The following is a 21,665-nucleotide window of genomic DNA, read 5'->3' as shown; positions in this document are numbered from 1 at the left end:
TCAGGCGCCGGGGACGGCGACGATGGTGCGGGCGTCGGTGTAGCCCGCCGCCTGCACCTGCGCCAGTATCGGCGTGGCGGCATCGCGCGTCGCGAACGGGCCGAGGCGGACGCGCCACAGCCCCGACGGCGAGCGGGCGATGATGGTCGGCGCGTATTGCTGGAGATAGCCGATCAGCCATTCGGCGCGGCCCTGGTCGGAGACGGCGGCGACCTGGATGAAGACCGTTCCCGGCGTTGCGGCGGGGAGGACGACCGGCACCGGCGGCGGCTCGGCGGTGACCGGCGGTGGTGGTGGCGCGGGCGGGGGTGCTAGCGAGGCGATGACGCTCTGGTCGGGGAAGACCCGGCGGACGCGGACGTGCGCGGTGCCGGGGCGATCGACCCCGAGGAGCTGGGCGCTGCGCCGCGACAGGTCGATAATCCGGCCGTCGACGAAGGGCCCGCGGTCGTTGACCCGGACGACGAGGGTGCGGCCGTTGTCGAGGTTCGATACCTCGACGTAGCACGGCAGCGGCAGCGTCTTGTGCGCCGCCGAGATCGCATCCTGGTCGTAGCGCTCGCCGCTTGCGGTCGATAGCGCATGAAAGCCGGGGCCGTACCATGAGGCGATGCCGGTGACGTCGTAGCTGCGGTCGTCCGATGGCGTGTACCAGTGGCCGAGCACCATGTACGGCTGGCCGATCTTGACGCGGCCATCGGGGGTCGAGGGTGCAGCGCGCGCGGTGGCGGGGCGAGCCGCAACCGGGCGATGCGCGACCTCGGGCCGATGCGTCGCGCAGCCAGCGGCCGCGACCGCAAGCAGGGCCGCCCTAGCGCAGCGCATCGCCGAGGAGTCCGACCGACAGGGCGTAGAAGTTGGAGCAATTGTAGGCGAGCAGGACGCGGAAATTGCCGAAGGTCAGGAAAGCGCGGCCCCCGGGACCGTCTGGCTCGACCAGCGTCGCCAGGGTGTCGTCGGCCGACGTGCCGGCAGCGCCCCAGCCGGTCGCGCTGACGAAACCGAGTGCCTTCCATTCCGACACCGGGATCCAGCGGCTGTGCTTTTCATAGACGCGGGTGCACGATGTCGGGGCGACGAGGTTGCGGACTTTGGCGCGGTCGAACCCGGCGGGGACGATGATCGGCAACCCCCACCCCTGCCCGCGCTTCCAGCCGCTGGTGCCGAGGTAGGTCGCGATCGACAGCGCGACGTCGGGGCGCGAGTCCCAGATGTCGACGCGGCCGTCATGGTCGGCGTCACGGGCGTATTTGAGGTAAGATGACGGCAGGAACTGCGGTTGGCCCATCGCGCCCGCCCATGACCCGGTCAGCCGGTCGCGCCCGATCAGCCCTCGCTCGACGATGCTAACCGTCGCTTCGAGCTCCTTGGTGAACAGCGCGCGGCGCCGTCCGTCGAAGGCCAAGGTCGCCAGCGAGCGCGGAATGTCGAAGTTGCCGGTGACCGCGCCGTAGCTCGACTCCATTCCCCAGATGCCGAGGACGATCGCCGCTGGGACGCCGGTGGTCGCTTCGTTGGCCGCGAGATCGGCCGCCATCGCCTCGGCGACCGACCGGCCCCGACCGATGCGGACCGGCTCGACGCGCTTGTCGACATAGTCGGAAAATAGGGCGATCCGGCCGCTGTCGTCGGGCTGGGCGCGATCGAGCTCGACGACGCGGGGCGAGTAGTGGAGGCCGCCAATTACGCTATCGAGCGCGGCCGGGGATACACCCTTGGCGATCTCGGCGGCGCGAAAACCAGCGACCCACGCAGCAAAATCTCCGTCACGATCTGACACCGCCTCGTCGGGAACCGGCTGCGCGACGACCTGCGCCGAGGCCTGCCTGCCGAGGAGGAGACAGCAGATTGCGAGTGGGATGAGGCGCTTCACCCGCGTCTGATGCCACACCCCCTGCCCGCGGCCAACGCGCTTTTGATGGCTGAGTTTACATAGGTAACACCAAACGCATCTCGTTTCGTACGCGTTACGCTGACAAGATTTCCTATAGTTCCGCGCGACGGCGAGGCCATGACATAGGCGGGGCTGTGTAGGACAGAGCCTCGGTCAGTAATCGCGCGAGTATTTCAATCCAACATTCGACGTTCCGAACGAGCTGACTGCCGACAACAGCCGCAGCGTCCGCGTCAGCCCGATCTCCAGCTGCGTCGTGCTATAGCCCTTCGCGTCGGTCGTCACTTCGACGTAAATCCGGTTGCTGATATACTTGCCCGCCGCGACCGACGGACCCGCGCCCGTCGTATTATCGGCCCCGAGCAGCCGCAGCCGGTCGATCCCGGTCGCCTTCCGCAAGGTGCCGAGCGGGTTGAAGCCGCCGCCCGAACTGCCGCGCAGCGTGTTCAATGACGACGCGAGCTGGAGCGCCTGCGTCGGGGTGAGCGCGGCGATCGAGCTGCCGAACAACAGCCGCGACAGCACCTCGTCCTGCGCGAGCGCGGGGGTCGAGGAGAAGGCGATCTCGGGCGCATAAGCGCGGCCGGTGATGTCGATCGTCGCGGTCAGCCCGTCGACCGTCGTCGTCGCCTCGATGTCGAGCGTCGGGTTCGGCGGAACCTCGCCGGCGAAGCGGATGATGCCGCGCGACAGGTCGAATCGCCGACCGCCGAAGGCATAGGTGCCGCGTTCGAGGTTGACCGAGCCGACGATCACCGGGGTGTCGGCGGTGCCGCCGACGGTGAGCGCGGCGCGCCATTCGGCCTCGAGACCCATGCCCTGGACGAAGATCTGGTTCGGCGCGTTGACCTTGATCGCGAGCTTGAACACGTTCGGCGGCCCGGCGGCAGGGTTGACCACGACCGGCGCGGCATTCTTGCGGCGGACGCCGTCGAGCTCGACCACCTCGGCGGCGGCGGGGCGGAGGATGTTGTAGCGGGTTCGGTCGAGGACGAGATCGCCTGCAATTAAAGCGCCCTTGGCCTTGTCGTTGGTCACCGCGAGCGTGCCCGAGACCGTCGCCTCGATCGCCTTGCTGCGGGCGAGGCGCGCCTTCGCCAGCTTGACGCGAATGTCGATCGGGAAGCCCTTGTCGGCGGCGAGGTCGGCATAGCCCGATGCGCTGACGGTGCCGCCGTCCCCGGCACGCCCGGTCAGACTGACGATGTCGAGGCGGGTGTCGTTAAACCGGCTGTCGAGGTCGATCTGGTCGACGACGGTGCCGTATGCGCTGTTTTCATAGCGTAATCCCTTGCCGCGGAGCAGCCCGCGAACCTGCGGCGCACCGATGTGGCCTGAGAAGTCGGCGCCGATCGCCAGCGGGCCACTCAACTGCTGGCCGGAGATGCCACCGAGCGCCCAGAGAAGTTCGGCCGGGCCGTTATAGCGGACGCCGCCGGTGAGCGGAGCCGCCATCAGCCGGTCGGACCAGCCCGCGCCGGTCGCTGGTATCGACGCCAATCTTGCTTCTGCGCGCCCGAGCACAAGGCCCGCACGACGCAGCACCGCATGCGCTTCGCCCCCGCTCGCCGAGAGTGCACCGAGCACGGCGATATCGACCGGGGTCGACAGACTGGCGATCCCGGCACGGTTGAACCCGGCGATCGTCAAATTGACGTTCGCGGTCGGCACGCCACCACCCGCGGGCAGCGTCGCGGTAATCGTGCCCGACGCCTTGCCGCCGAGGCCGAGACCGGGCTTGAACGCCTCCGATAGCCCCAGGTCGACCGCGTCGAGCCGGGCATCGAGCGCGGTCGTCGCGCCGCTGCTGCCCGCAACAATGATCCGTCCATTCGGCAGGACGATCGTCGCCGGGAGCAGCCGGTAGCCGTCGCGGGTGCGGGCGATTGCGGCGGGCGCGGCGAGGCGGACCGCCACGCCGCTGATCGTGCCGTGGCCGTCGACCTTGATCGCCGACGGCGTCAGCGCGGCGTTGGCGGCGATGGTGAACGGCACACCGCTGGTGCCGTCGGCGGCGAGGTCGATGTGCCCGCTGCCGCCGCGATAATCGCCGCTCGCCTTGGCATGCGCGATCGCCAGCGATCCTTGGCGGATGCCGGTGAAGCTGCCCGACCCGTTGACCTGCGGCGCATTGGGATAAAGCATCGCGGTCGCGGTCGCATCTCCCGCCGCGATCAACAGCGGCTCAGGGAGGGGAATCCGCGCATTCGCGGCATGGAGGGTAACGTCGGCGCGCTGGATCTTGCCCGCCGCCGCAAGCCGGATCGATCCGGTCAGCCCCGGCCCGGTCAGGTTAAGCGCCCCGGTGTACGGTCCGGCGGGTGTCGCGGCGACCTCGCCCGTCACGATCAGCCCGGCAAGCGAGGCTCGGCGGATATTCGCCACCAGCGGCCCCTTGCCGACGCGCAATCCGGCATCGACCGCGAACGGCCCGTACGGGCTACCGCCGCTCGCGGTGATCGCATAGCCGCCGGGCGCGGGCTTGAGCGTCGCGACGACGTCGCTGAGCTGGACGCCGACGTTGGGTCGCTTGGCACGGAGCGTGACTTGCGGTTTGGCGACGGTGCCGCTCGCGTCGAGGCTGAACGGGCCGTATTGCGCCTGTGATCCGCTGGCGGTGAAGGCGATCCGCCCGTCGCTACGGTAGGTTCCGCGCCCGTTGGTGATGCGGAACTTCGGCGCGGTGACCCGAAGCGAGCCGACGCTGGTTAGTCCGTTCGGCGCGCGCTCGATCACCGCCGTCGCGACCGCGTTGCCGCCGAGAAAATCGCGCGCGGACGGGTTGTCGATCCGCAGCGTCGTCGCGCGAACATTACCCTTGAGCGCGACCTGCCCCTTCCCCGCCGGGACAAGTCTTGCATCGGTGACGAGATCGACGATCCCGACGCCAGCGACGACGTAGCGGTTGATCCGGCCCTTAAGGGCGGCGGTGTAGTCACCGGTCGCGAGCGTCAGCGCGGCGACGACGGTCGCGTCGATCTGGTCCGACCGCAGACGCAGGTTGTCCGATGCAACCTGCGTCGCCGTGACCAAGATGTCGCCGTCGATGCGGACATTCCGCAGCAGCCCGCCGACCGCGGCGTCGACCCCGGTGACCCGGCTTGCCGTCAAATGCAGCGGCAGGCGGATCTGCTTCGCATCGACCGTGGCGACGCCCTTGGCGCTGAGGTTCTCGACCCCGTTCGCGCCGAAGCCAAGCGCGGCGGCGGTGACGGTATAGTCGATCGTCGGGGTTGCGAACGGCCCGTCGAGCGCGAGCGCGGCGCGGACGTCGCGGCCGGTGACGCTCGCCATAGCCGCATCGGGCTTGAGCAGCCGCGCATCGACTTTCACCCCGTCGTAGCGCCCCGCCCCGAGATCGAGCTTGCCGCGCGCGGTCAGGTCGAGCGCAGGCGACGACAGATGGATATCGGTGTCGAGGATGCGGTTGGCCGCAACCGCGCTTGCCGTGATCGCCACCGCCGGGTCGGTCAGTTTCGCAACCGACGGCACGACGAGGCCCGGGCGAGCCTTGCCGGCCGCGGTGAACTTCCCGGCGTTCGCGGTCAGCGCGAGATTAACCAGCGGACTGCCGCCGAGCGTCGCGCTCGCCTTGCCCTGCCACGCGGTCCACGTTCCATTCCCGCCGACATCGGCAGTGATCGGCTTGCGAAGCTTGGCGAAGCCGTCAACCACACCGCCGGTGGGGGCTATCAGATGCGCGTCGACCATGAAGCGATCAGCGTCAGGGACCGCGTCGAGCTTGACCGTGAGCCGGTCGCCGCCGGTGACCGCGGTGACGTCGGCGTTCACCTTCGCCCGGCCGCTGGCGATATCGGTATCCCCGCTCAGCGCGATGACCTCGTGCTTACCGGTGACGGGGGCCTCGAGGACAAGCTGGCGGACGGTGAAGCGCCCGATCGCGATATCGATGTCGGGAAGCAGCGGGCCGGGCTGCGGGATCAATTCCGGACGGCGGAGGACGGTGACGAGATCGGCGGCGATCAGGTCGGCGGCGACCTTCTTGTGGACCAGCGACCCCGGATGCCAGTCGATCGTCACCGCCGGGATCGTCGCAACGACGCCCTTTAGGTCACTGACGACGACGTCGCGCAACGTCATCCGTCCGTAGATCGACCCGTCGATCGCGCCGACGCCGTAACGCATCCCGTTCGCCGGCTTGAGGCCCGCGATCAGCCGCGTCACGAGGCCATGCCCCGGACCGGTGTCGATCGCGACGACCGCCGCAACGAGCAGCGCGATCAGCAGCAGCAGGCCGAGGAAGATGCGAGCGACAATCCGCCCCATCAGAAAGCCTGCCCAATGGAAATGTAGACCGACACCGGCGACTCGCCGGGCTTGCGTCCGAGCGGCGTCGCGACGTCGAAACGCAGCGGGCCGAAGTTGGTGTAATAGCGCCCGCCGATGCCCGCTCCGTAGCGGAGCCCCGTCAACTTGGGCAGCGAAGCATCGTACACCTGCCCGCCATCGAGAAACGGCACGACGCCGAAATTGCCGAAGCGGTAGCGGACCTCGGTGCCGAACTCGACCGAGCTGCGCCCGCCGATCGGGGCATTCGTCGCGTCCTTGGGGCCAAGCTCCTGATAGCCGAAGCCGCGGACCGAACCGCCGCCGCCGGCATAGATACGCCGCGTCGGCGCGATCTCGGCGGTCGACGCGCCGACGATCTCGGCGGTGCGGAGGCGCGCGGCGAGGACAATGTTCTTGCCGACGCGGCGATACGCGGTGCCCTCGATCTGGCTGCGGTCGTAGCCGAACACCGTGCTTTGATAGCTGAGCTCGGGGCTGTTGCGGATGGTGACGCGGAAACCGCGGGTCGGGTCGAGCAGGTTGTCACTGCTGTCGAAACCGAGCTGCAATGGCACCGCGACGATACCGTACAGTCGCGCATCCGACGTCGAGCGCGACTCGTCGAAGTCATGCTCGCGCGACGCGGTAAGTTCGAGCCCCGCCGACCACGTCCAGCGCTTCTGCCAGATCGGCGTGCTCAGCCGCGCGAGCGACGCGGCGAGCGTCACGGTCTTGGCGTTATACGCCGCAAAATCCTGGTTGGCCGCGGTCAGCGACGCCTGGAAGCTTCGGTCACGCTGCCCGGCGTTCGAGCGGCGAAAGCTCGCGCCGAGCGACTGCAGCTGATTACCGGCGATGACGTCGTATTCGAGCGCGCCTTCGGGCGGGAAGCGGTTGCGGTTGATGTACGATCCCTGGAGCTTGACGCCCTCGCCGGTGGCATAGCCCGCGCTGCCGCTCAGCGTCCGCCGTGGCCCGCGCCCGCCCTTGACGAGCAGGTCCACCGGCGCGGTGCCGTCGCTGTCGACTGCGCTATCGGCGGGCGGCACCGGCTCGATCGACACCGACGAATACAGGCTCGTCGCCACTAGCGCGCGGCGGAGGTCGTCGACCTTGCGGTTGTCATACAACTCGCCCGGCTTGAAGCGGGCGATGACCGCGACGTGCGCAGGGGGTAGGACCGGGTCGCCTTCGAGCCGAATGCCGGCAAAGCGCGATCGCACGCCCGGCGCGACCGGCAACGTATAGTCACCGCCGTGGGTGACGTCGTCGAGGACGATATCGCGCTGGCCGAGCGTAACGAACGGGTAGCCCTGCTCGGGCAGCCGCAACTTGATGTTCGCTTCGGCGCTTTCGATGTCGATGGCGACAATCGGCGCCCCGGGTTGGAGCTTGAACGCCGACCGCGCGAGCAGCGGCGGCACCGTCGCCGGACCAGTCAGGGTGATCGTCGTCAGCCGGTAGCGCTCGCCCGGAGTCGCTGTCAGCACCACCTTGAGCCGCGCCGCGTCGCCCGGCACCGGGGTAATCGCCGAATCGGCCTGTGCGTCGAAATAACCGTCGGCGCGGAGCAGCTTTTCGAGCAGCTTGACGTCTTCGTCGGCGCGGATCGCGACCTGCGCCATGCTTTCGCTCTTGCGGCCGTTCTCGCGCAGCGTCGAAAGCGCGTCGAACTGATCCCCGACCCCGGTTGCGGCGATGCCGGCGACGCTGACGTCGTAGTGGATTACGACCGGCTTGCCGTCGCTCGCCGTCGGGGGAGCAACAGGCTCGACGGTGAAATCAGCGAGCGGCGTCAGCGGGCGCAACAGTTCGGGGTCGGTCGCGGGCGCCCCCGGAGCCCGCATTTCGACCGGCGCTGCTGCCGTTTGTGCTTGTCCCGGCACCGCGATCAGCGCCGCCGCCAGCAGCGTAAGATCGCCCGGTCGAATCATCCGGCGTCCAATGCCCCGGCGGCGGACGGGTTGCAACCGCCGGAGGATATGGCCAGAAGCGGTTTCGCGCGCGAGGATAGGTGGCCGAGTGGTTTAAGGCAGCGGTCTTGAAAACCGCCGTGGGTGGAAGCTCACCGTGGGTTCGAATCCCACCCTATCCTCCAGCCCGCGGCGACTATCGTCCCTCAGGATGACGTGCAGGCCGGCGTCCCCTGCCCGGTCATCGGCACCCGGTTGCCGCACTGCATCACCGACCCGCCTTTGACGATAAGCTGGGCGCGGTGCCAATAATTGGGCAGCGAATTGACGTCGTTGTCGCGGACGGTGCAGCCCCGGCAGTCATAGACCGCGAGGCCGTTGCCGAACGTGTTGAGAACGGTATTGCCGCGGATCGTGACGCGGTCGAAGCCGCCGTCGTCGACGCCATCGCGAACATGGTTGAACAGGCTGATCCCCTGCATCTCGCCGACCGCGCTGTTGTTGGTGATTGTGATATCGGCGACCGGCGCGACATTGGGACGCGACCATAATTGGATGCAGTCGGGATGCGCTGCCGGTCCCGGCTTGAACTCGGTGCAGGCGTTGCGGTCGATGACGATATTGCGCGCCAAAGCGACGTCGATCCCGTCGGCACTCATCCGGGTAAACCAGTTTCCGGCGATCTTGCCGCCGTTGACGAGGTTGTAGCCGACGCCGGTGCGGAAGTCGCTGAAGTGGACCCCCGAGACGCTGATGTTGGCGCTGCTCGCGTTGGCGGTAAAACCGTAACCGCCGGCGACCCCCGCGGCGACGACGGTGCCCGCCATGTCGCCGCCGACCCAGCTGACGCCGGTCGATCCAACGATCGCGACACCGACGACGTTCGATCCGCTCGCATCGATCGTAATCGCCGGAGCCCAGCTGCGTGCCTTGATTGTGATGAGCGGGTAGTTACCAGGAACGAGCTTGATAACGTCGCCGGGCTTGGCGGCGGCGAGGACACCGCTCAAAGTGGTCGGGGTCGCGGCCAATAGGGCCAGCGCAAGCAGAATCATGGTCATACTCCGGTCAAGCAACACGATACCGAGCCGCCGGGAAGCGCGGCTCGAAGAGATTATCGGGCGCGACGGTGAGAACTTTAGGCCTCGGGCGTTGACGACCGTACCGTCACAGTCGAGACCAGTCGCATGTCCACTGAAGTCTATGTCGCCGCCGGTGCCGCGGTATTCCTCGCATTTGGCGGCGCGCTGCTGACCCCCGTCGGCGCATGGTATGCAAGCCTCCGCAAGCCCGCGTGGAACCCGCCCAATTGGGCGTTCGGTCCGGCTTGGACGATCATCCTCGGGCTCTGGGCGTGGGCGGGTGTCCTCGCGTGGCGCGGCGCGGCCGACGACGCCGGGCGGACGGCGGTGTTGATCCTCTTCGGGGTCAACGCGGTCTGCCATTTCCTGTGGAGTCCGCTGTTCTTCAAGCTGCGGCGGCCCGATTGGGCGATCGTCGAGGTCGTGTTCCTGTGGGCGTCGCTCGTCGCGCTGCTGATCGGGCTAAGGCCGTACTCCGTCCTCGCAAGCTGGCTGATCGTGCCGTATTTCATCTGGGTCAGTTTCGCCGCGTGCCTCAACGCCGCGATCGTCCGCCTCAATCGCCCGTTCGGCCGCGCCTAAGCGCAGTCGATTACCGCCTTGCCGACGAGCGTCCCGTCGGCCATCGCTGCGAAGGCCGCTGCCGCTTCGGCCAGTTGAACACGCAGCCCGATGCGCGGCGCGAGACCGGCCGCCGCGAGCGCATCGATCGCCACGAGGTTCGCCGCTCCCCGAGCCGGATCGCGCCGGGCGTATTCGCCGGCGCGGACGCCGATGACCTCGATCTCTCCAAGCCGATCGAACGCGACCTCGGCGATCCCGCCGACAAAGCCGATGATGAGATAACGCCCGCCGCGCCGGAGCGAGGCGAGCAGCGGCACGGTCAGCCGCCCGCCGACGGGGTCGAAGACGACGTCGACCGGTGGCAGCGCGGGCACCTCAGCCGATCGTTCGACGAGGATACACTCGTCCGCCCCCGCATCACGCGCCGCCGTCAGCTTGGCGTGGTCCGAGGCCAGCGCGACGACGCTCGCGCCGAGCGCCTTGGCGACGCCGATCGCCGCGAGCCCGGTCCCGCCTCCCGCTCCCGCGACCGCGACACGCTCGCCAGGGGCCAGACGCCCGCGCCGGACCAGCCCGACATACGCGGTCAGCGCGGCGACGGTGAAGGCCGCCGCCGCCGCGTGGCTCATTCCCGGCGGAATAACCCGGGTCGCCGCAAGCGGCAGCGTCAGCCGTTCGGCGAGGCAACCGAAGCGCGCGCCGACAATGACCGCACGTCCGATCGCCGATGGATCGACCCCCTCGCCGACAGCGATGATCGTCCCAGACCCCTCGACTCCGGGCACGAACGGCAGCGGCGGCGCGAACTGGTAGCCGCCCGACAGCATCAGCACGTCGGGATAGTTGAGCGCGGCGCACGCCATCGCCACCGTCACCTCGCCCGCTCCCGGCGGCGGCGCTTCGGCCCAGTCGCGCTCGAAGATCAGCCCCGACCGGTCGCGGCTCAGATGATGACAGACCATCGCGCGCATCGTCTTCGCCCTCCGCCCGCATTGGGATTGGCGGGCCAGCCCGTCGTGTGTCAAGCTGCGGCAAAAGCGCGGGGGAGATCGACGATGAGCTGGAGCTTCGGCAAGGTCTTCACCGCTGTCGGCAAGGTCGTGCCGCCTGGCGACGCCGCGTTGATCCACGGCGACGCGGTGACGACGTGGGGCGACTTCGACCGGCGCACCGATGCCCTCGCCGCCGCCTTTGTCGCTGCCGGAGCGGTCCCTGGCGACAAGCTCGCCCACCTGATGCGCAACGGCCCGGCGTATAGCGAGACGAGCGTCGCCGGGTTCAAGGCGCGGCTGGTCCATGTCAACGTCAACTACCGCTACACCGGCGAGGAGCTGTTCTACATCCTCGACAATAGCGACGCCGCAGTGCTGGTCCACGACCCCGAGTTCGCCGAGACCATCGCCGCGCTGCGCCCGCGTCTGCCGAAGCTAAAGCTCGTCGTCGAGACCGGGGCCGCGTTCGATGCGCTGGCGAATAGCGGTGCCGCCGCCCCGCTGCAGGATTTCGACCCGAACGACCTGCTGTTCATCTACACCGGCGGCACGACGGGGTCGCCCAAGGGTGTGATGTGGGCGCAGTCCGACCTGTGGCTGCTGATGGGCGGCGGCGCGGCGATCGGCGGCGCGCCGCTGTCGGGGCTCGACGAACTGCTCGCCAACATCACCGCCGGACACGGCCGCAACCGCGCGCTCGTCCTGCCGCCGCAGATGCACGGCACCGGCTATCTCGCGACGCTCAGCACGCTCGCCCGGGGTGGGTGCGTCGTCACCCTCCCCTCCCCGGGCTACAGCCCGCTCGAGGCGCTCGCGGCGTGCGCGGCGCATTCGCCCGACTATGCCGCGGTCGTCGGCGATGCCTTCGCCCGGCCATTGCTCGCCGCGCTCGATCACGGCGGGGGGAGCATCGCCTCGCTGCGGACGATGCTGTCGTCGGGCACGATGTGGTCGCCTGAGGTCAAGGCCGGGCTACTCCGCCACAATCCCGAGATGATGCTGCTCGATGCGTTGAGCTCGTCCGAAAGCCTCGGCATCGGCGTCGCGATCCAGACCGCCGCGACCGCCGGCGAGCCGACCCGCTTTACCCAGGGCGTCGAGACGCTGGTGCTCGACGAGGATATGCAGCCGGTCGCGCCGGGGTCGGGCATCACCGGGCGACTGGCGCGCGGCGGGCTCAACCCGCGGGGCTATTACAAGGACCCGGCCAAGTCGGCGGCGACCTTCGTCGACATCGGCGGCAAGACCTATTCGATCGCGGGTGACTGGGCGACGGTCGACCCCGACGGCTCGATCGTCCTGCTCGGACGCGGCAGCCACTGCATCAATACCGGCGGTGAGAAGGTTTTCCCGGAAGAGGTCGAGGAGGCGCTCAAGACGCATCCGGGGGTCGACGATGCCCTCGTATTCGGGGTCGCCGACGCAAAATGGGGACAGGCGGTGACCGCCGTCGTCGCCGGGTCAGCGGTGGCCCCAGCTGACCTTATCGCCTATGTAAGAACCCATCTGGCACCGTATAAGGCGCCAAAGCAGGTCTTCCACGTTGCTAATGTCCCGCGTGCGCCCAACGGCAAGGCCGATTACGCGCGGGCAAAGGAGATGGCCGCCGCCGCGAGCGCGTTCGCGGCGGCGTAGATCCCGAAATTACTTCTTGCCGAGCCCGAAGCCGGAGAAGCGCTTGTTGAAGCGCGCGACCTGGCCGCCAGCGTCGAGCATCTTGCCCGCGCCGCCGATCCACGCCGGGTGCGACGTCGGATCGATATCGAGCGACATCGTGTCGCCCTCCTTGCCCCACGTCGACCGCGTCTGAAACTTCGTCCCGTCGGTCATCGTGATGTTGATCATGTGGTAGTCGGGGTGGATGCCGGGCTTCATGGTCGTTCCTTGGCTGTGCGGCTGGTTCCGACCAGCCCGAAATGGAGGCGGCACTATAGGCGAAGCGGGCGTTGGAGGCAAGGCGACGAGCGAATCCAACGCTAAGTTCAGAATAAGTTCACACAAAAGACGGTGGTTTTCGTCGTGCCGTTTGCTGGAAGTTGACGAACCTGACGCCACGTCGGAGTGAAATGCACCTTCCGCGCGACTGCTTGCGCGATTGCTGGGGCGTATCTATCGGGTTGAGGGCACGGGTTCATAGCCCGACCCAATCACATTATCGGGCGTATAGGACAGCGCCTTCTAACTCCTCCCTCGCCCTTGCGGGGGAGGGGGACGATCGCTCTTGCTATGGTGGAGGGGGCGCTCCGCAACGAGAGTTCCGCCCGGAAAGCCCCCTCCACCACGCCTGAAGCGGCGCGGTCCCCCTCCCCCGCAAGCGCGAGGGAGGAGTTAGGTCAGTCCAGCTTGAGCCGCACAAAACCCATCCCGCTCGTCTGGTCCCCCCCGTAAGCGGGGTCCAGCCCACCCGGGGTCAGGCTGCGCGAAACCAGTGCCCCAACGCCGAACTTGAGATGCGCCGCCACCTGGAAGTCGCGGATCGCGCCGCCCGAGACTTTGCCGACGGTAAATGTCGGCCCCTGCTGCGCGCCCGGCGCGGGCAAGAGTTCGTTATTATCGATGCGTTCGGCGCGGGCGAACAGCGTCCAGCGCGGGTCGAGATGGACCGTGCTTTCGAGGATGAACGCGTCGAGCGGGTCCTCGCGGTGCCCGCCTTCGAGGACGATGCGCCGTCCCCATGCCACCGTCGTCGCCCAGTAACCGCCGTCTCCGAACGGCTTGGTATGGATCGCGCTCGCCGACCAGCGCTCGAGGTCCTCGTTCGGCGACAATTGCTCGGGGCTTTTCTGATGGGCGAACGACGCCTGCAGCGACAGCTGGGGCACCGGGTTCCAGCCGACCCGGACCGCAGTCGAATCGAGGTTGGGGGTTTCGATGTCGTAGCGGTTCTGGTCGGGCTCGCGCCCGCGGAAGCGCGAGGCCTCGACCTTGACCCCGTTCCACGTCGCCCCAACCGTGACGACCCCCTCGCTGACGTGGGTGCTGTCGAGCCAATGGTGGCTGATCGGCGCTTCGGGATCGTCCATGATCGACGCGCGGTGGATATAGGCGGGCGGGCCGAACGCCGGTTCACCGGGCAGGCCGGCATAGACGAACACGCTCGCGTCGCCGGACAGCCGGTGCGACAGCGACACCGACACCTCGCTGAACAGGTCGTGCGGGTGCTGGCGGTCGATCAACTGGGTGCGTCCGTCGGCGGTCTCGCCGCTCGCGAGCAGCAGCGGATAGCCCTGCGGCCCCATGAACGGATCGGGCGAGACCGCGAGGCGGAACTGAATGTGATCGCGGTCGGACAGGTCGCGCGACGCCATGCCCATGATGTGCCCGGCGAGGAACGCCTTGTCGTCGCCGCGCCGCCCCGACTGATCGGTGTATGCCCCGACGAGCGTTCCGTGGAGCATGAACGCCCAGCCGCCGCTGCTTAGATGCAATCCCTCATGCACCGAGCTATCGGGCTGCCAGCTCGTCCCCGACGCCTCACGCGTGCCGGGATAGGGACCATAGGCCCCCTTCATCATATGCACGTGGCCGCCATGGCCCATGTCCATCCCGGCCATCGCGTCGCCGTGGCCGCTGTCCATTCCCGCCATGTCATGCGCTTCCGCGGGCGCACTGGCCGATGGCATCGCCATCCCGGGCATATCCTGCGCCAAAGCAGGTGCCGCGATCAGGGCGAGGCCAAGCAAAGACAATCTCATCGGGCACTCCGCTCGAGCAACATCACAAGTTCTGCAGCCTTCGCGCGCTGGTCGGCGGCGTTGCCGCTGGCAATGGCCCCCTCGATGCAATGGCCGAGATGGCTCTTCAGCATCTCGCTCTCGACTTTGGCCAAGGCAGCGCGCACCGCCTGCAACTGCGTCAGGACATCGATGCAATAGCGATCGGCCTCGACCATGCCGGCAATGCCGCGCACCTGCCCCTCGATCCGGCGGAGGCGATTGAGCAACTTTGTCTGGGTATCGGGGACCATGTCCGGCCCCTACATACCCCCGGGGGGTAAGACAAGCGCACAGGGTTGAGCCATCGGGTCACGCCGCCTATACCCTCGCCATGCCCAATCGCATCGGTACGCCCCTCCCCGCCAACGCCGAGACGCGGCGCAATGCGAGCGCGATGGGCGATCTTGTCGCCGGTCTCGGCGAACTTGTCGCGACGATCGCCCAAGGCGGCCCGGCGGCATCGCGCGAGCGTCATGTCGCACGCGGGAAATTGCTGCCGCGCCAACGGGTTGAACGCTTGCTTGATCCTGGCACTGCCTTCCTCGAGATCGGCCAGCTTGCCGCGCATGCGGTCTATGACGACGAGGTTCCGGCGGCGGGAATGATCGCCGGGGTCGGGCAGGTCTCGGGGCGGCTGTGTGTCGTCGTGGCGAACGATCCGACGGTGAAGGGCGGCAGCTACTACCCGCTGACCGTCAAGAAACACCTCCGCGCGCAGGAGATCGCGGCGCAGAACAAGCTGCCGTGCATCTACCTCGTCGACAGCGGTGGCGCGAACCTGCCGCGGCAGGACGAGGTGTTCCCCGACCGCGAGCATTTTGGCCGCATCTTCTTCAACCAGGCGAACATGAGCGCGCAAGGCATTGGCCAGATTGCGGTCGTCATGGGCAGCTGCACTGCTGGCGGCGCGTATGTCCCCGCGATGTCCGACGAAAGCATCATCGTCCGCGGCCAGGGGACGATTTTTCTCGCCGGGCCGCCGCTGGTCAAGGCGGCGACCGGCGAGGAGGTCACCGCCGAGGATCTCGGCGGTGGCGACGTCCATGCCCGGCTGTCGGGGGTCGTCGATCACCTCGCCGACGACGACGCGCATGCGCTCGAACTCGCCCGGAATATCGTCGCGACGCTGCGCGCACCAATACCCGCACAGGCCCGCACGCCTGCGGCACCGCGCTATCCCGCGAGCGATCTCCACGCCCTCATCCCGACCGACACCCGCCAGCCGCAGGACGCGCGTGAGATCATCGCGCGGATCGTCGATCACAGCCAGTTGGACGAGTTCAAGAAGCTGTACGGCGAAACGCTTGTTACCGGCTTCGCCGCGATCGAGGGCATGCCGGTCGGCATCGTCGCCAACAACGGCATCCTGTTCTCCGAAAGCGCGCAGAAGGGCGCGCATTTCATCGAACTGTGCTGCCAGCGAAAGGTCCCGCTGCTGTTCCTCCAGAACATCTCGGGCTTCATGGTCGGCCGCAAGTACGAGAACGAGGGGATCGCCAAGCACGGTGCGAAGATGGTCACCGCGGTCGCCTGCGCCGCCGTCCCCAAGATCACCGTCATCACCGGCGGCAGCTTCGGCGCGGGCAATTACGGCATGTGCGGCCGAGCATATTCGCCGCGCTTCCTGTGGATGTGGCCGAACGCGCGGATCAGCGTCATGGGCGGCGAGCAGGCGGCGTCGGTGCTGGCAACGGTCAAGACCGGAGGCTTCCGCAACGCCGCCGACGAAGCCGCGTTCAAGGCCCCGATCCGCGAGCGCTACGACCGCGAGGGCCACCCTTATTATGCCAGCGCGCGGCTGTGGGACGACGGCGTGATCGACCCGGCGGATACGCGGCGGGTGGTCGCGCTTTCGCTCGCGGCGAGCCTGCAGGAACCGATCGGCGAGACGCGCTTCGGCACGTTCCGGATGTGATCGGGGTCATCAGGCAATGACCGACGCCCCCCTCCTCGTCACCGTCGACGCCGGTATCGCCCGCGTCACGCTGAACCGCCCCGAGGTTCGCAACGCGTTCGACGAAGTGCTGATCGCCGCGCTGACGACGACATTCGCGCGCTTCCATGCCGACCCGCCGCGCGCGGTCGTTCTCGCCGGCAATGGTGCGGGATTCTGCGCCGGAGCCGACGTTGCGTGGATGAAGCGTGCGGGCGGGTGGACCGAAGCGGAGAACCGCGCCGACGCCATGCTCTTGTCGGGGATGCTCGATACGATCGACCGCTGCCCGTGTCCGGTCATCGCCGTTGCGCATGGCAACGTCCTCGGCGGCGGGGTCGGGCTGGTCGCGGCGGCGGATATGGTCGTCGCCAGCAGCGACGCGCGGTTCTGCCTGAGCGAGGTGCGGCTCGGACTGACCCCCGCGACGATCTCACCGTTCGTGCTGCGGGCGATCGGCGCGCGGGCGGCGCGGCGCTGGTTCCTCACCGCCGAGATGTTCGACGCCGACGACGCGCTCGCGATGGGGCTCGTCCATGTCGTCAGCGACGCGCCCGAGATTCAGGTCGCGGCGTGGCTCAAGGCGTTGCGTGGCGTCGCCCCGGGTGCCGTCGCTGCGGCCAAGGCGCTGATCGCCGATGTCGCCGGAACACCTGTGACCGACACGTTACGTGGTCTCACCGCCGACCGCATCGCCGCCCGCCGCGCCTCGGCCGAAGGCAAGGAAGGGCTCGCCGCCTTTCTCGACAAGCGTCAGCCCGATTGGACAAAGTCTTGAAAAAGCTCCTCATCGCCAACCGTGGCGAGATCGCGCGGCGGATCATCCGCACTGCGCACGCGATGGGGATCGAGACCGTCGCGGTCTATTCCGACGCCGATGCCGGCGCGCTCCACGTCCGCGAGGCGACGCAGGCGGTCCACATCGGCCCCGCCCCCGCCGCCGAAAGCTACCTCGACTCCGCCAAGCTGCTCGGGGCCGCCGCGCGGTCGGGGGCCGACGCGGTCCACCCGGGCTATGGCTTCCTGTCGGAGAATGCCGATTTCGCCGATGCTGTTCGGGACGCTGGGCTGATCTTTGTCGGACCGCCTGCGGCCGCAATGCGCGCGATGGGATTAAAGGACGGCGCCAAGGCCTTGATGAAAAAGGCCGGGGTGCCGACGACGCCCGGCTACCAGGGCGACGACCAGTCGCTCGTCCGCCTCGAGCGCGCTGCCGCACAGATCGGTTTTCCGCTGCTGATCAAGGCGGTCGCGGGCGGCGGCGGCAAGGGGATGCGCGCGGTCGACACCAAGGCCGAATTCGCCGAAGCACTCCTCGCCGCGCAGCGCGAGGCGGGGCGCGCATTCGGCAACGACGGGGTCCTGCTCGAAAAGTTGATTGCCCGCCCGCGCCACGTTGAGGTCCAGGTCTTCGCCGACGCCGCGGGCAATGTCGTCCATCTGTTCGAGCGCGATTGCTCGCTCCAGCGCCGCCACCAGAAGGTCATCGAGGAGGCCCCTGCCCCCGGCCTGTCCGACCGACTGCGGCACATCCTGGGCGTCGCCGCGTGCGCCGCCGCGACCGCGATCGACTATGAAGGCGCGGGCACGGTCGAGTTCATCCTCGATCTCGACGCCGTCGACGAGAACGGCGACCCGGCGTTCTATTTCATGGAGATGAACACCCGGCTTCAGGTCGAACATCCGGTAACCGAAGCTATCACCGGGTTCGATCTCGTCGAATGGCAACTGCGCGTCGCGCGCGGCGAGATGCTCCCGGCGAACCAGACCAACATCGTCGCCACCGGCCACGCGGTCGAGGCGCGGCTGTACGCCGAGGACCCCGACAACGGCTTCCTGCCGTCGACCGGAGTGCTGTCGCGCGTCCGCTTTCCGGGCACCGCGCGCTTCGTCAATGGCGGGATCGCGTCGCCGCGGATCGACAGCGGCGTCGAGACCGGCAGCGAAATTAGCGTCTTCTACGACCCGATGATTGCCAAGGTGATTGCCTATGGCCCCGACCGCTCCCGCGCGATCGATGCGCTGGTCGCGGCGCTCGACGGCTGCATCATCGACGGGGTGCGGACCAACCGCGCCTTCCTCGCGCGGCTGATCGACCATCCCGCGTTTCGCGCCGCCGAGATCGACACCGGCTTCATCGCGCGCCACGCCGACGACCTCGCGCCGCCGGTCGGGGTGAGCGACGACAGCGTCGTCGTCGCCGCGCTCGCGACAGCTCCGGTTACGCCGCCCGCGCCGACGATGTTCGAGCGGCTCGGCGGGTGGCGGCTCAACCTGCCCGTGCCGCGCTATGTCGACCTGTTCAAGCCCGACGGCGAGCGGGTCGCGCTGACGGTCGATGGTGACCGGATCGAAGGGATGGCCGCCCCCCTCACTGCCACCGGGCGCTTTCTCGACGACATCCGTTTCGAGGCCGACATCGGCGGGCGCTTGGTCCATGCCATCGTCATCCGCGGCGAAGGCTCGATCGAGGTCCGCATCGCCGGGCGCGCCGACACGCTTTCGCTCCGCGCGCCGCGTATCGCTGGAATCGAGCCCGGTGGCGACGGCCGCGTTCTCGCGCCGATGCCCGGGCGCGTCCTCGCACTCGATGTCGCGGTCGGCACTGCGGTCGACGCGGGTGACCGCCTCCTCGTCCTCGAAGCGATGAAGATGGAGCACCGGCTCGTCGCGAAGGTCGCGGGGAAAGTTAGCGCGGTCCACGTCGCCGAAGGGGATCAGGTCGGCGACGGCATGCTGCTCGTCGAGATCGAGGGCCTCGCCGCCTAACGCGCGTCCGCCGCCATTTCGGCGCTACGCCGCGCGGCTGCCGCAAGCGTCTCGCCGATGAGCTTCACCAGCGCATCGTCGCGGTCGAGCACGGCGAGCCCCGCGAGTGTCACCCCGCCCGGGCTGGCGACGCGGTTGGCCATGTCGCCGGGGCTGTCGTCGCTCGCCATCAGCATCTGCCCCGCACCCGTCATCGTCGCGGCGAACAGGCGGCGCGCGGTGTCGGCATCGAGACCTTGTGCAACGCCCGCCTGCACCACCGCGTCGGCAAAGCGGAACAGGAAGGCGGGACCGCAGCCAGAGACCGAGGTTGCGGCGTCGATCTGCGCTTCGCGGTCGAGCCACTCGACCGGGCCGAGCGGGTCGCACAAGCCGGTCACCAGCTCGCGGTCGGCGGGATCGAGGCCGTCCGCCGCCAGCGCCGTTACGCCTGCGCCAATCGCGCCGGGCAGGTTCGGCACCGCGCGAACGATCGCGCGAGCACGCGGCAGGTGACGGCGCAGGCTGGCGATCTCGACCGCCGCGAGGACCGACAGCAGGATCGTCTCGGGGCCGACGACATGCTCGATCGCCGGGGCGACGACGGCGAGCATCTGCGGCTTCACCGCGAGGACGACGACGCGCGGCGCGGGCTCGTCGGCGGGGAGCACGCTCATCGCCCTCACGCCCGCCGGGATTCGCTCGACGCCGGGGTCGACGACGATGAGCCCGGTGCGGTGCTGCGCGAGCCAGCCGCGGAGCATCGCGCCGCCCATGTTGCCGCAGCCCACGAGTAGAACGTCTTCGGTCATCGGTATTTCCTGGTTGAATGATGATCGCGCGCGCCGTGGCAGCGTCAGGCGAACGCGGCCTCGGGATCGACCGTCGGCGCAAGCAGGCGGCCGGCGAGCTTGCGGACGAGCAGCAGGATCAGCGCTGCGACCGCGATCAGTCCGGCATGGAGCAGCCAGAACGACGCCCCCGACATCGTCGACAACAGGCCGCCCAAGCGCCCGACGAGGACATTCGCCGCAAACAGGTGGAGAAAGTAGATCGCGATCATCGTGCCGCCGAGCGCGCGCGGGGCGCAGCGTGAATACAGCGCCATGCCGACGGGATAGACGTTGGCGAAACCGACCTCGTTGATCGCGTGGAACACCAGCCCCCAGCCGAGGCTGACGCGGTGCCCGCCCGCCGCGTAGAGCGACGCGACCGACAGCACGAGCGGCGCGAGCGCGCAGATCATCGTCCCGATCGTCAGCTTGGTGATCTCGTCGGGCTCGTGCCGCCGCTTGCCCCACCAGCGCCAGAACAACAGCGACCCGCTCATCGCCAGGATCGCGATGACCGAATCGATCGAGATCAGCCACGTGATCGGCATCGTCATCCCGAAGAAGGTCAGCTGGTAGTTCGCCTCGCCCCACAGCAGATAGGCGTTGAACATCTGCTCGTTGCCGACGGTCGACAGCGTCAGCACCGGGAGCAGCAGGACGAGGATCAGGATGACGCGCCCCTCGCCGGGCGCAAGCCTGGGTCGTGGCTCGACGACGCCGCCGCGTTTTTTCGGCGCGGGTTCGGGCGGCAGCCAGCGACGCCCGCCGAGGTAGGTGAACAGGCCGACGACCATGCCGATACCGGCCGAGCCGAACCCCCAGCTCCAGCTGACCTTCTCGCCGAGCGTGCCGCAGACGAGCGGCGCAGCGACCGCGGCGATGGCGATGAACAGGACGAAGATCTGGAAGGCGCGGGCCCGGCGCGGATCGCCGAGGACGTACAGGTCGCCGACCTGCCCGGTGATGTTGGTCTTGAAGCAGCCGACGCCGAGGACGAGGCAGGCGAGCGCGATGAGGAAGCTCTGTTCGTATGCCATCAGCCAATGGCCGGCGGTCAGCAGCACCGCGCCGATGATGACCGTTCGCGTCTTGCCGAGCAGCCGGTCGGCGAGCAGCCCGCCGAGGATCGGGGTCAGATAGACGAGCCCGGCGTAGATGCCGAAGGTGCTCGACGCGAGCGCCGCCGTCGATAGCGGGCCGTACAGCGCCTCGAGCGCGCCGCGGAAACCGGCGAACCCCCAGATCTTGCCGATGTTCTCGGGCTGGAACAGCGAGTGTGCCGTGTAGAGCACGAGCAGGGTCTGCATGCCCGAATAGGAAAACCGCTCCCACGCCTCGGAGAATGCTAGAACTGCGAGGCCGCGCGGATGGCCGAGGAACGCGCGATCGGACGCGGGGGACGCGACGGCCGCCGGGGCGATGGCGACCGTGTCGTTCAGAGCGCGACGCCGGGAGTGATGGCGCGGTCGGCGACCGTCGCCGCCACGCGAAAATGCGCTCGCAATTCGAAACGAGGGCGACGGTCTCGCAGGGTCATGGGCGGTTAAGAATCATCGCTGAAGCCGAGTTTAGCCAGATCGTTGCGGGCCGCAACCGAAACACGCTGCGGTGCATCATTGCCTGCCGAACTTGTTGTCGAGACCCGACGAATCCGGAAGACATCGTTACGCCGAGCGGGCTAAAGACTTGAGCGATCAAGC

Annotated in this window: 16 protein-coding genes and 1 tRNA gene; 6 read left to right on the top strand and 11 right to left on the bottom strand. The window is 68.5% G+C overall.

Annotated elements, in window-relative coordinates; translation table 11 throughout:
• From KTC28_RS13815 to KTC28_RS13800, 4 genes are all read right to left on the bottom strand, one after another.
• A complete protein-coding gene (locus KTC28_RS13815) occupies positions 1-825 on the bottom strand; it encodes a septal ring lytic transglycosylase RlpA family protein (protein WP_216707718.1) in 825 nt (274 codons plus the stop codon).
• The gene (locus KTC28_RS13810) at positions 812-1,873 is read right to left on the bottom strand and encodes a lytic murein transglycosylase (protein WP_255602037.1); all 1,062 of its coding nucleotides are present in this window, start codon (positions 1,871-1,873) and stop codon (positions 812-814) included. Before KTC28_RS13810 ends, KTC28_RS13815 begins: the two co-directional genes overlap by 14 nt.
• 174 nt (positions 1,874-2,047) lie before the next feature.
• Positions 2,048-6,181 carry a translocation/assembly module TamB domain-containing protein gene (locus KTC28_RS13805; protein WP_216707717.1) on the bottom strand — a complete coding sequence of 1,378 codons (4,134 nt, stop codon included), beginning with the start codon at positions 6,179-6,181 and terminating at the stop codon, positions 2,048-2,050.
• Positions 6,181-8,118 (bottom strand): autotransporter assembly complex protein TamA, encoded by a 1,938-nt coding sequence (locus tag KTC28_RS13800; RefSeq protein ID WP_216707716.1) that lies wholly within the window; start codon positions 8,116-8,118, stop codon positions 6,181-6,183. The genes KTC28_RS13805 and KTC28_RS13800 overlap by 1 nt, the downstream gene beginning before the upstream one ends.
• Positions 8,119-8,192: 74 nt before the next feature.
• Between KTC28_RS13800 and KTC28_RS13795 the strand changes: the two genes are divergently transcribed.
• A tRNA-Ser gene (locus KTC28_RS13795) sits at positions 8,193-8,282 on the top strand.
• A 21-nt stretch (positions 8,283-8,303) separates the two neighbouring features.
• Here KTC28_RS13795 and KTC28_RS13790 read toward each other — a convergent pair.
• A complete protein-coding gene (locus KTC28_RS13790; protein ID WP_223132251.1) occupies positions 8,304-9,152 on the bottom strand; it encodes a right-handed parallel beta-helix repeat-containing protein in 849 nt (282 codons plus the stop codon).
• Positions 9,153-9,284: 132 nt separating this feature from the next.
• On the opposite strand from KTC28_RS13790, the gene KTC28_RS13785 reads away from it, so the two are divergent.
• Positions 9,285-9,761 (top strand): TspO/MBR family protein, encoded by a 477-nt coding sequence (locus KTC28_RS13785; RefSeq protein ID WP_216707714.1) that lies wholly within the window; start codon positions 9,285-9,287, stop codon positions 9,759-9,761.
• On the opposite strand, the gene KTC28_RS13780 is transcribed toward KTC28_RS13785, so the two are convergent.
• Positions 9,758-10,714, bottom strand: coding sequence for a zinc-binding dehydrogenase (locus tag KTC28_RS13780; RefSeq protein ID WP_216707713.1), 957 nt, complete (start codon positions 10,712-10,714; stop codon positions 9,758-9,760). The two genes, KTC28_RS13785 and KTC28_RS13780, sit on opposite strands and share 4 nt — an antisense overlap.
• 84 nt (positions 10,715-10,798) lie before the next feature.
• On the opposite strand from KTC28_RS13780, the gene KTC28_RS13775 reads away from it, so the two are divergent.
• Entirely contained in the window at positions 10,799-12,370 is a 1,572-nt protein-coding gene (locus tag KTC28_RS13775; protein ID WP_216707712.1) for an AMP-binding protein, read from the top strand.
• Between the two features lie 9 nt (positions 12,371-12,379).
• Here the strand turns inward: KTC28_RS13775 and rpmE are convergent, their stop codons facing one another.
• The 3 genes from rpmE to KTC28_RS13760 all read right to left on the bottom strand — a co-directional run bounded on the left by rpmE (position 12,380) and on the right by KTC28_RS13760 (position 14,702).
• The gene (gene rpmE / locus KTC28_RS13770) at positions 12,380-12,610 is read right to left on the bottom strand and encodes a 50S ribosomal protein L31 (RefSeq protein WP_216707711.1); all 231 of its coding nucleotides are present in this window, start codon (positions 12,608-12,610) and stop codon (positions 12,380-12,382) included.
• 458 nt (positions 12,611-13,068) lie between these two features.
• The gene (locus KTC28_RS13765; protein ID WP_216707710.1) at positions 13,069-14,430 is read right to left on the bottom strand and encodes a hypothetical protein; all 1,362 of its coding nucleotides are present in this window, start codon (positions 14,428-14,430) and stop codon (positions 13,069-13,071) included.
• The gene (locus KTC28_RS13760) at positions 14,427-14,702 is read right to left on the bottom strand and encodes a metal-sensitive transcriptional regulator (RefSeq protein ID WP_216707709.1); all 276 of its coding nucleotides are present in this window, start codon (positions 14,700-14,702) and stop codon (positions 14,427-14,429) included. The genes KTC28_RS13765 and KTC28_RS13760 overlap by 4 nt, the downstream gene beginning before the upstream one ends.
• Positions 14,703-14,845: 143 nt before the next feature.
• On the opposite strand from KTC28_RS13760, the gene KTC28_RS13755 reads away from it, so the two are divergent.
• From KTC28_RS13755 to KTC28_RS13745, 3 genes are read left to right on the top strand one after another with little or no spacing between them, the layout of a single operon-like run.
• Positions 14,846-16,366, top strand: a complete 1,521-nt coding sequence (locus KTC28_RS13755) for a carboxyl transferase domain-containing protein (protein ID WP_304610489.1) — start codon at positions 14,846-14,848, stop codon at positions 16,364-16,366.
• A 16-nt stretch (positions 16,367-16,382) separates the two neighbouring features.
• A complete protein-coding gene (locus KTC28_RS13750) occupies positions 16,383-17,162 on the top strand; it encodes an enoyl-CoA hydratase-related protein (protein WP_216707707.1) in 780 nt (259 codons plus the stop codon).
• Positions 17,159-19,153 (top strand): acetyl/propionyl/methylcrotonyl-CoA carboxylase subunit alpha, encoded by a 1,995-nt coding sequence (locus tag KTC28_RS13745; RefSeq protein ID WP_216707706.1) that lies wholly within the window; start codon positions 17,159-17,161, stop codon positions 19,151-19,153. Before KTC28_RS13750 ends, KTC28_RS13745 begins: the two co-directional genes overlap by 4 nt.
• Here KTC28_RS13745 and proC read toward each other — a convergent pair.
• Together proC and KTC28_RS13735 are read right to left on the bottom strand one after the other, a co-directional pair.
• Positions 19,150-19,944, bottom strand: coding sequence for a pyrroline-5-carboxylate reductase (gene proC, locus KTC28_RS13740; protein WP_216707705.1), 795 nt, complete (start codon positions 19,942-19,944; stop codon positions 19,150-19,152). The two genes, KTC28_RS13745 and proC, sit on opposite strands and share 4 nt — an antisense overlap.
• Before the next feature lie 44 nt (positions 19,945-19,988).
• Positions 19,989-21,386 carry a peptide MFS transporter gene (locus tag KTC28_RS13735; RefSeq protein WP_255602453.1) on the bottom strand — a complete coding sequence of 466 codons (1,398 nt, stop codon included), beginning with the start codon at positions 21,384-21,386 and terminating at the stop codon, positions 19,989-19,991.
• Between the last annotated feature and the right edge of the window lie 279 nt (positions 21,387-21,665).

Origin of the sequence: Polymorphobacter megasporae, assembly GCF_018982885.2 — a bacterium.
Classification (GTDB): Bacteria; Pseudomonadota; Alphaproteobacteria; order Sphingomonadales; family Sphingomonadaceae; genus Polymorphobacter_B; species Polymorphobacter_B megasporae.
The sequence above is the reverse complement of the archived record's forward strand: the minus strand, read 5'-3'. Positions and strand labels throughout refer to the sequence as shown.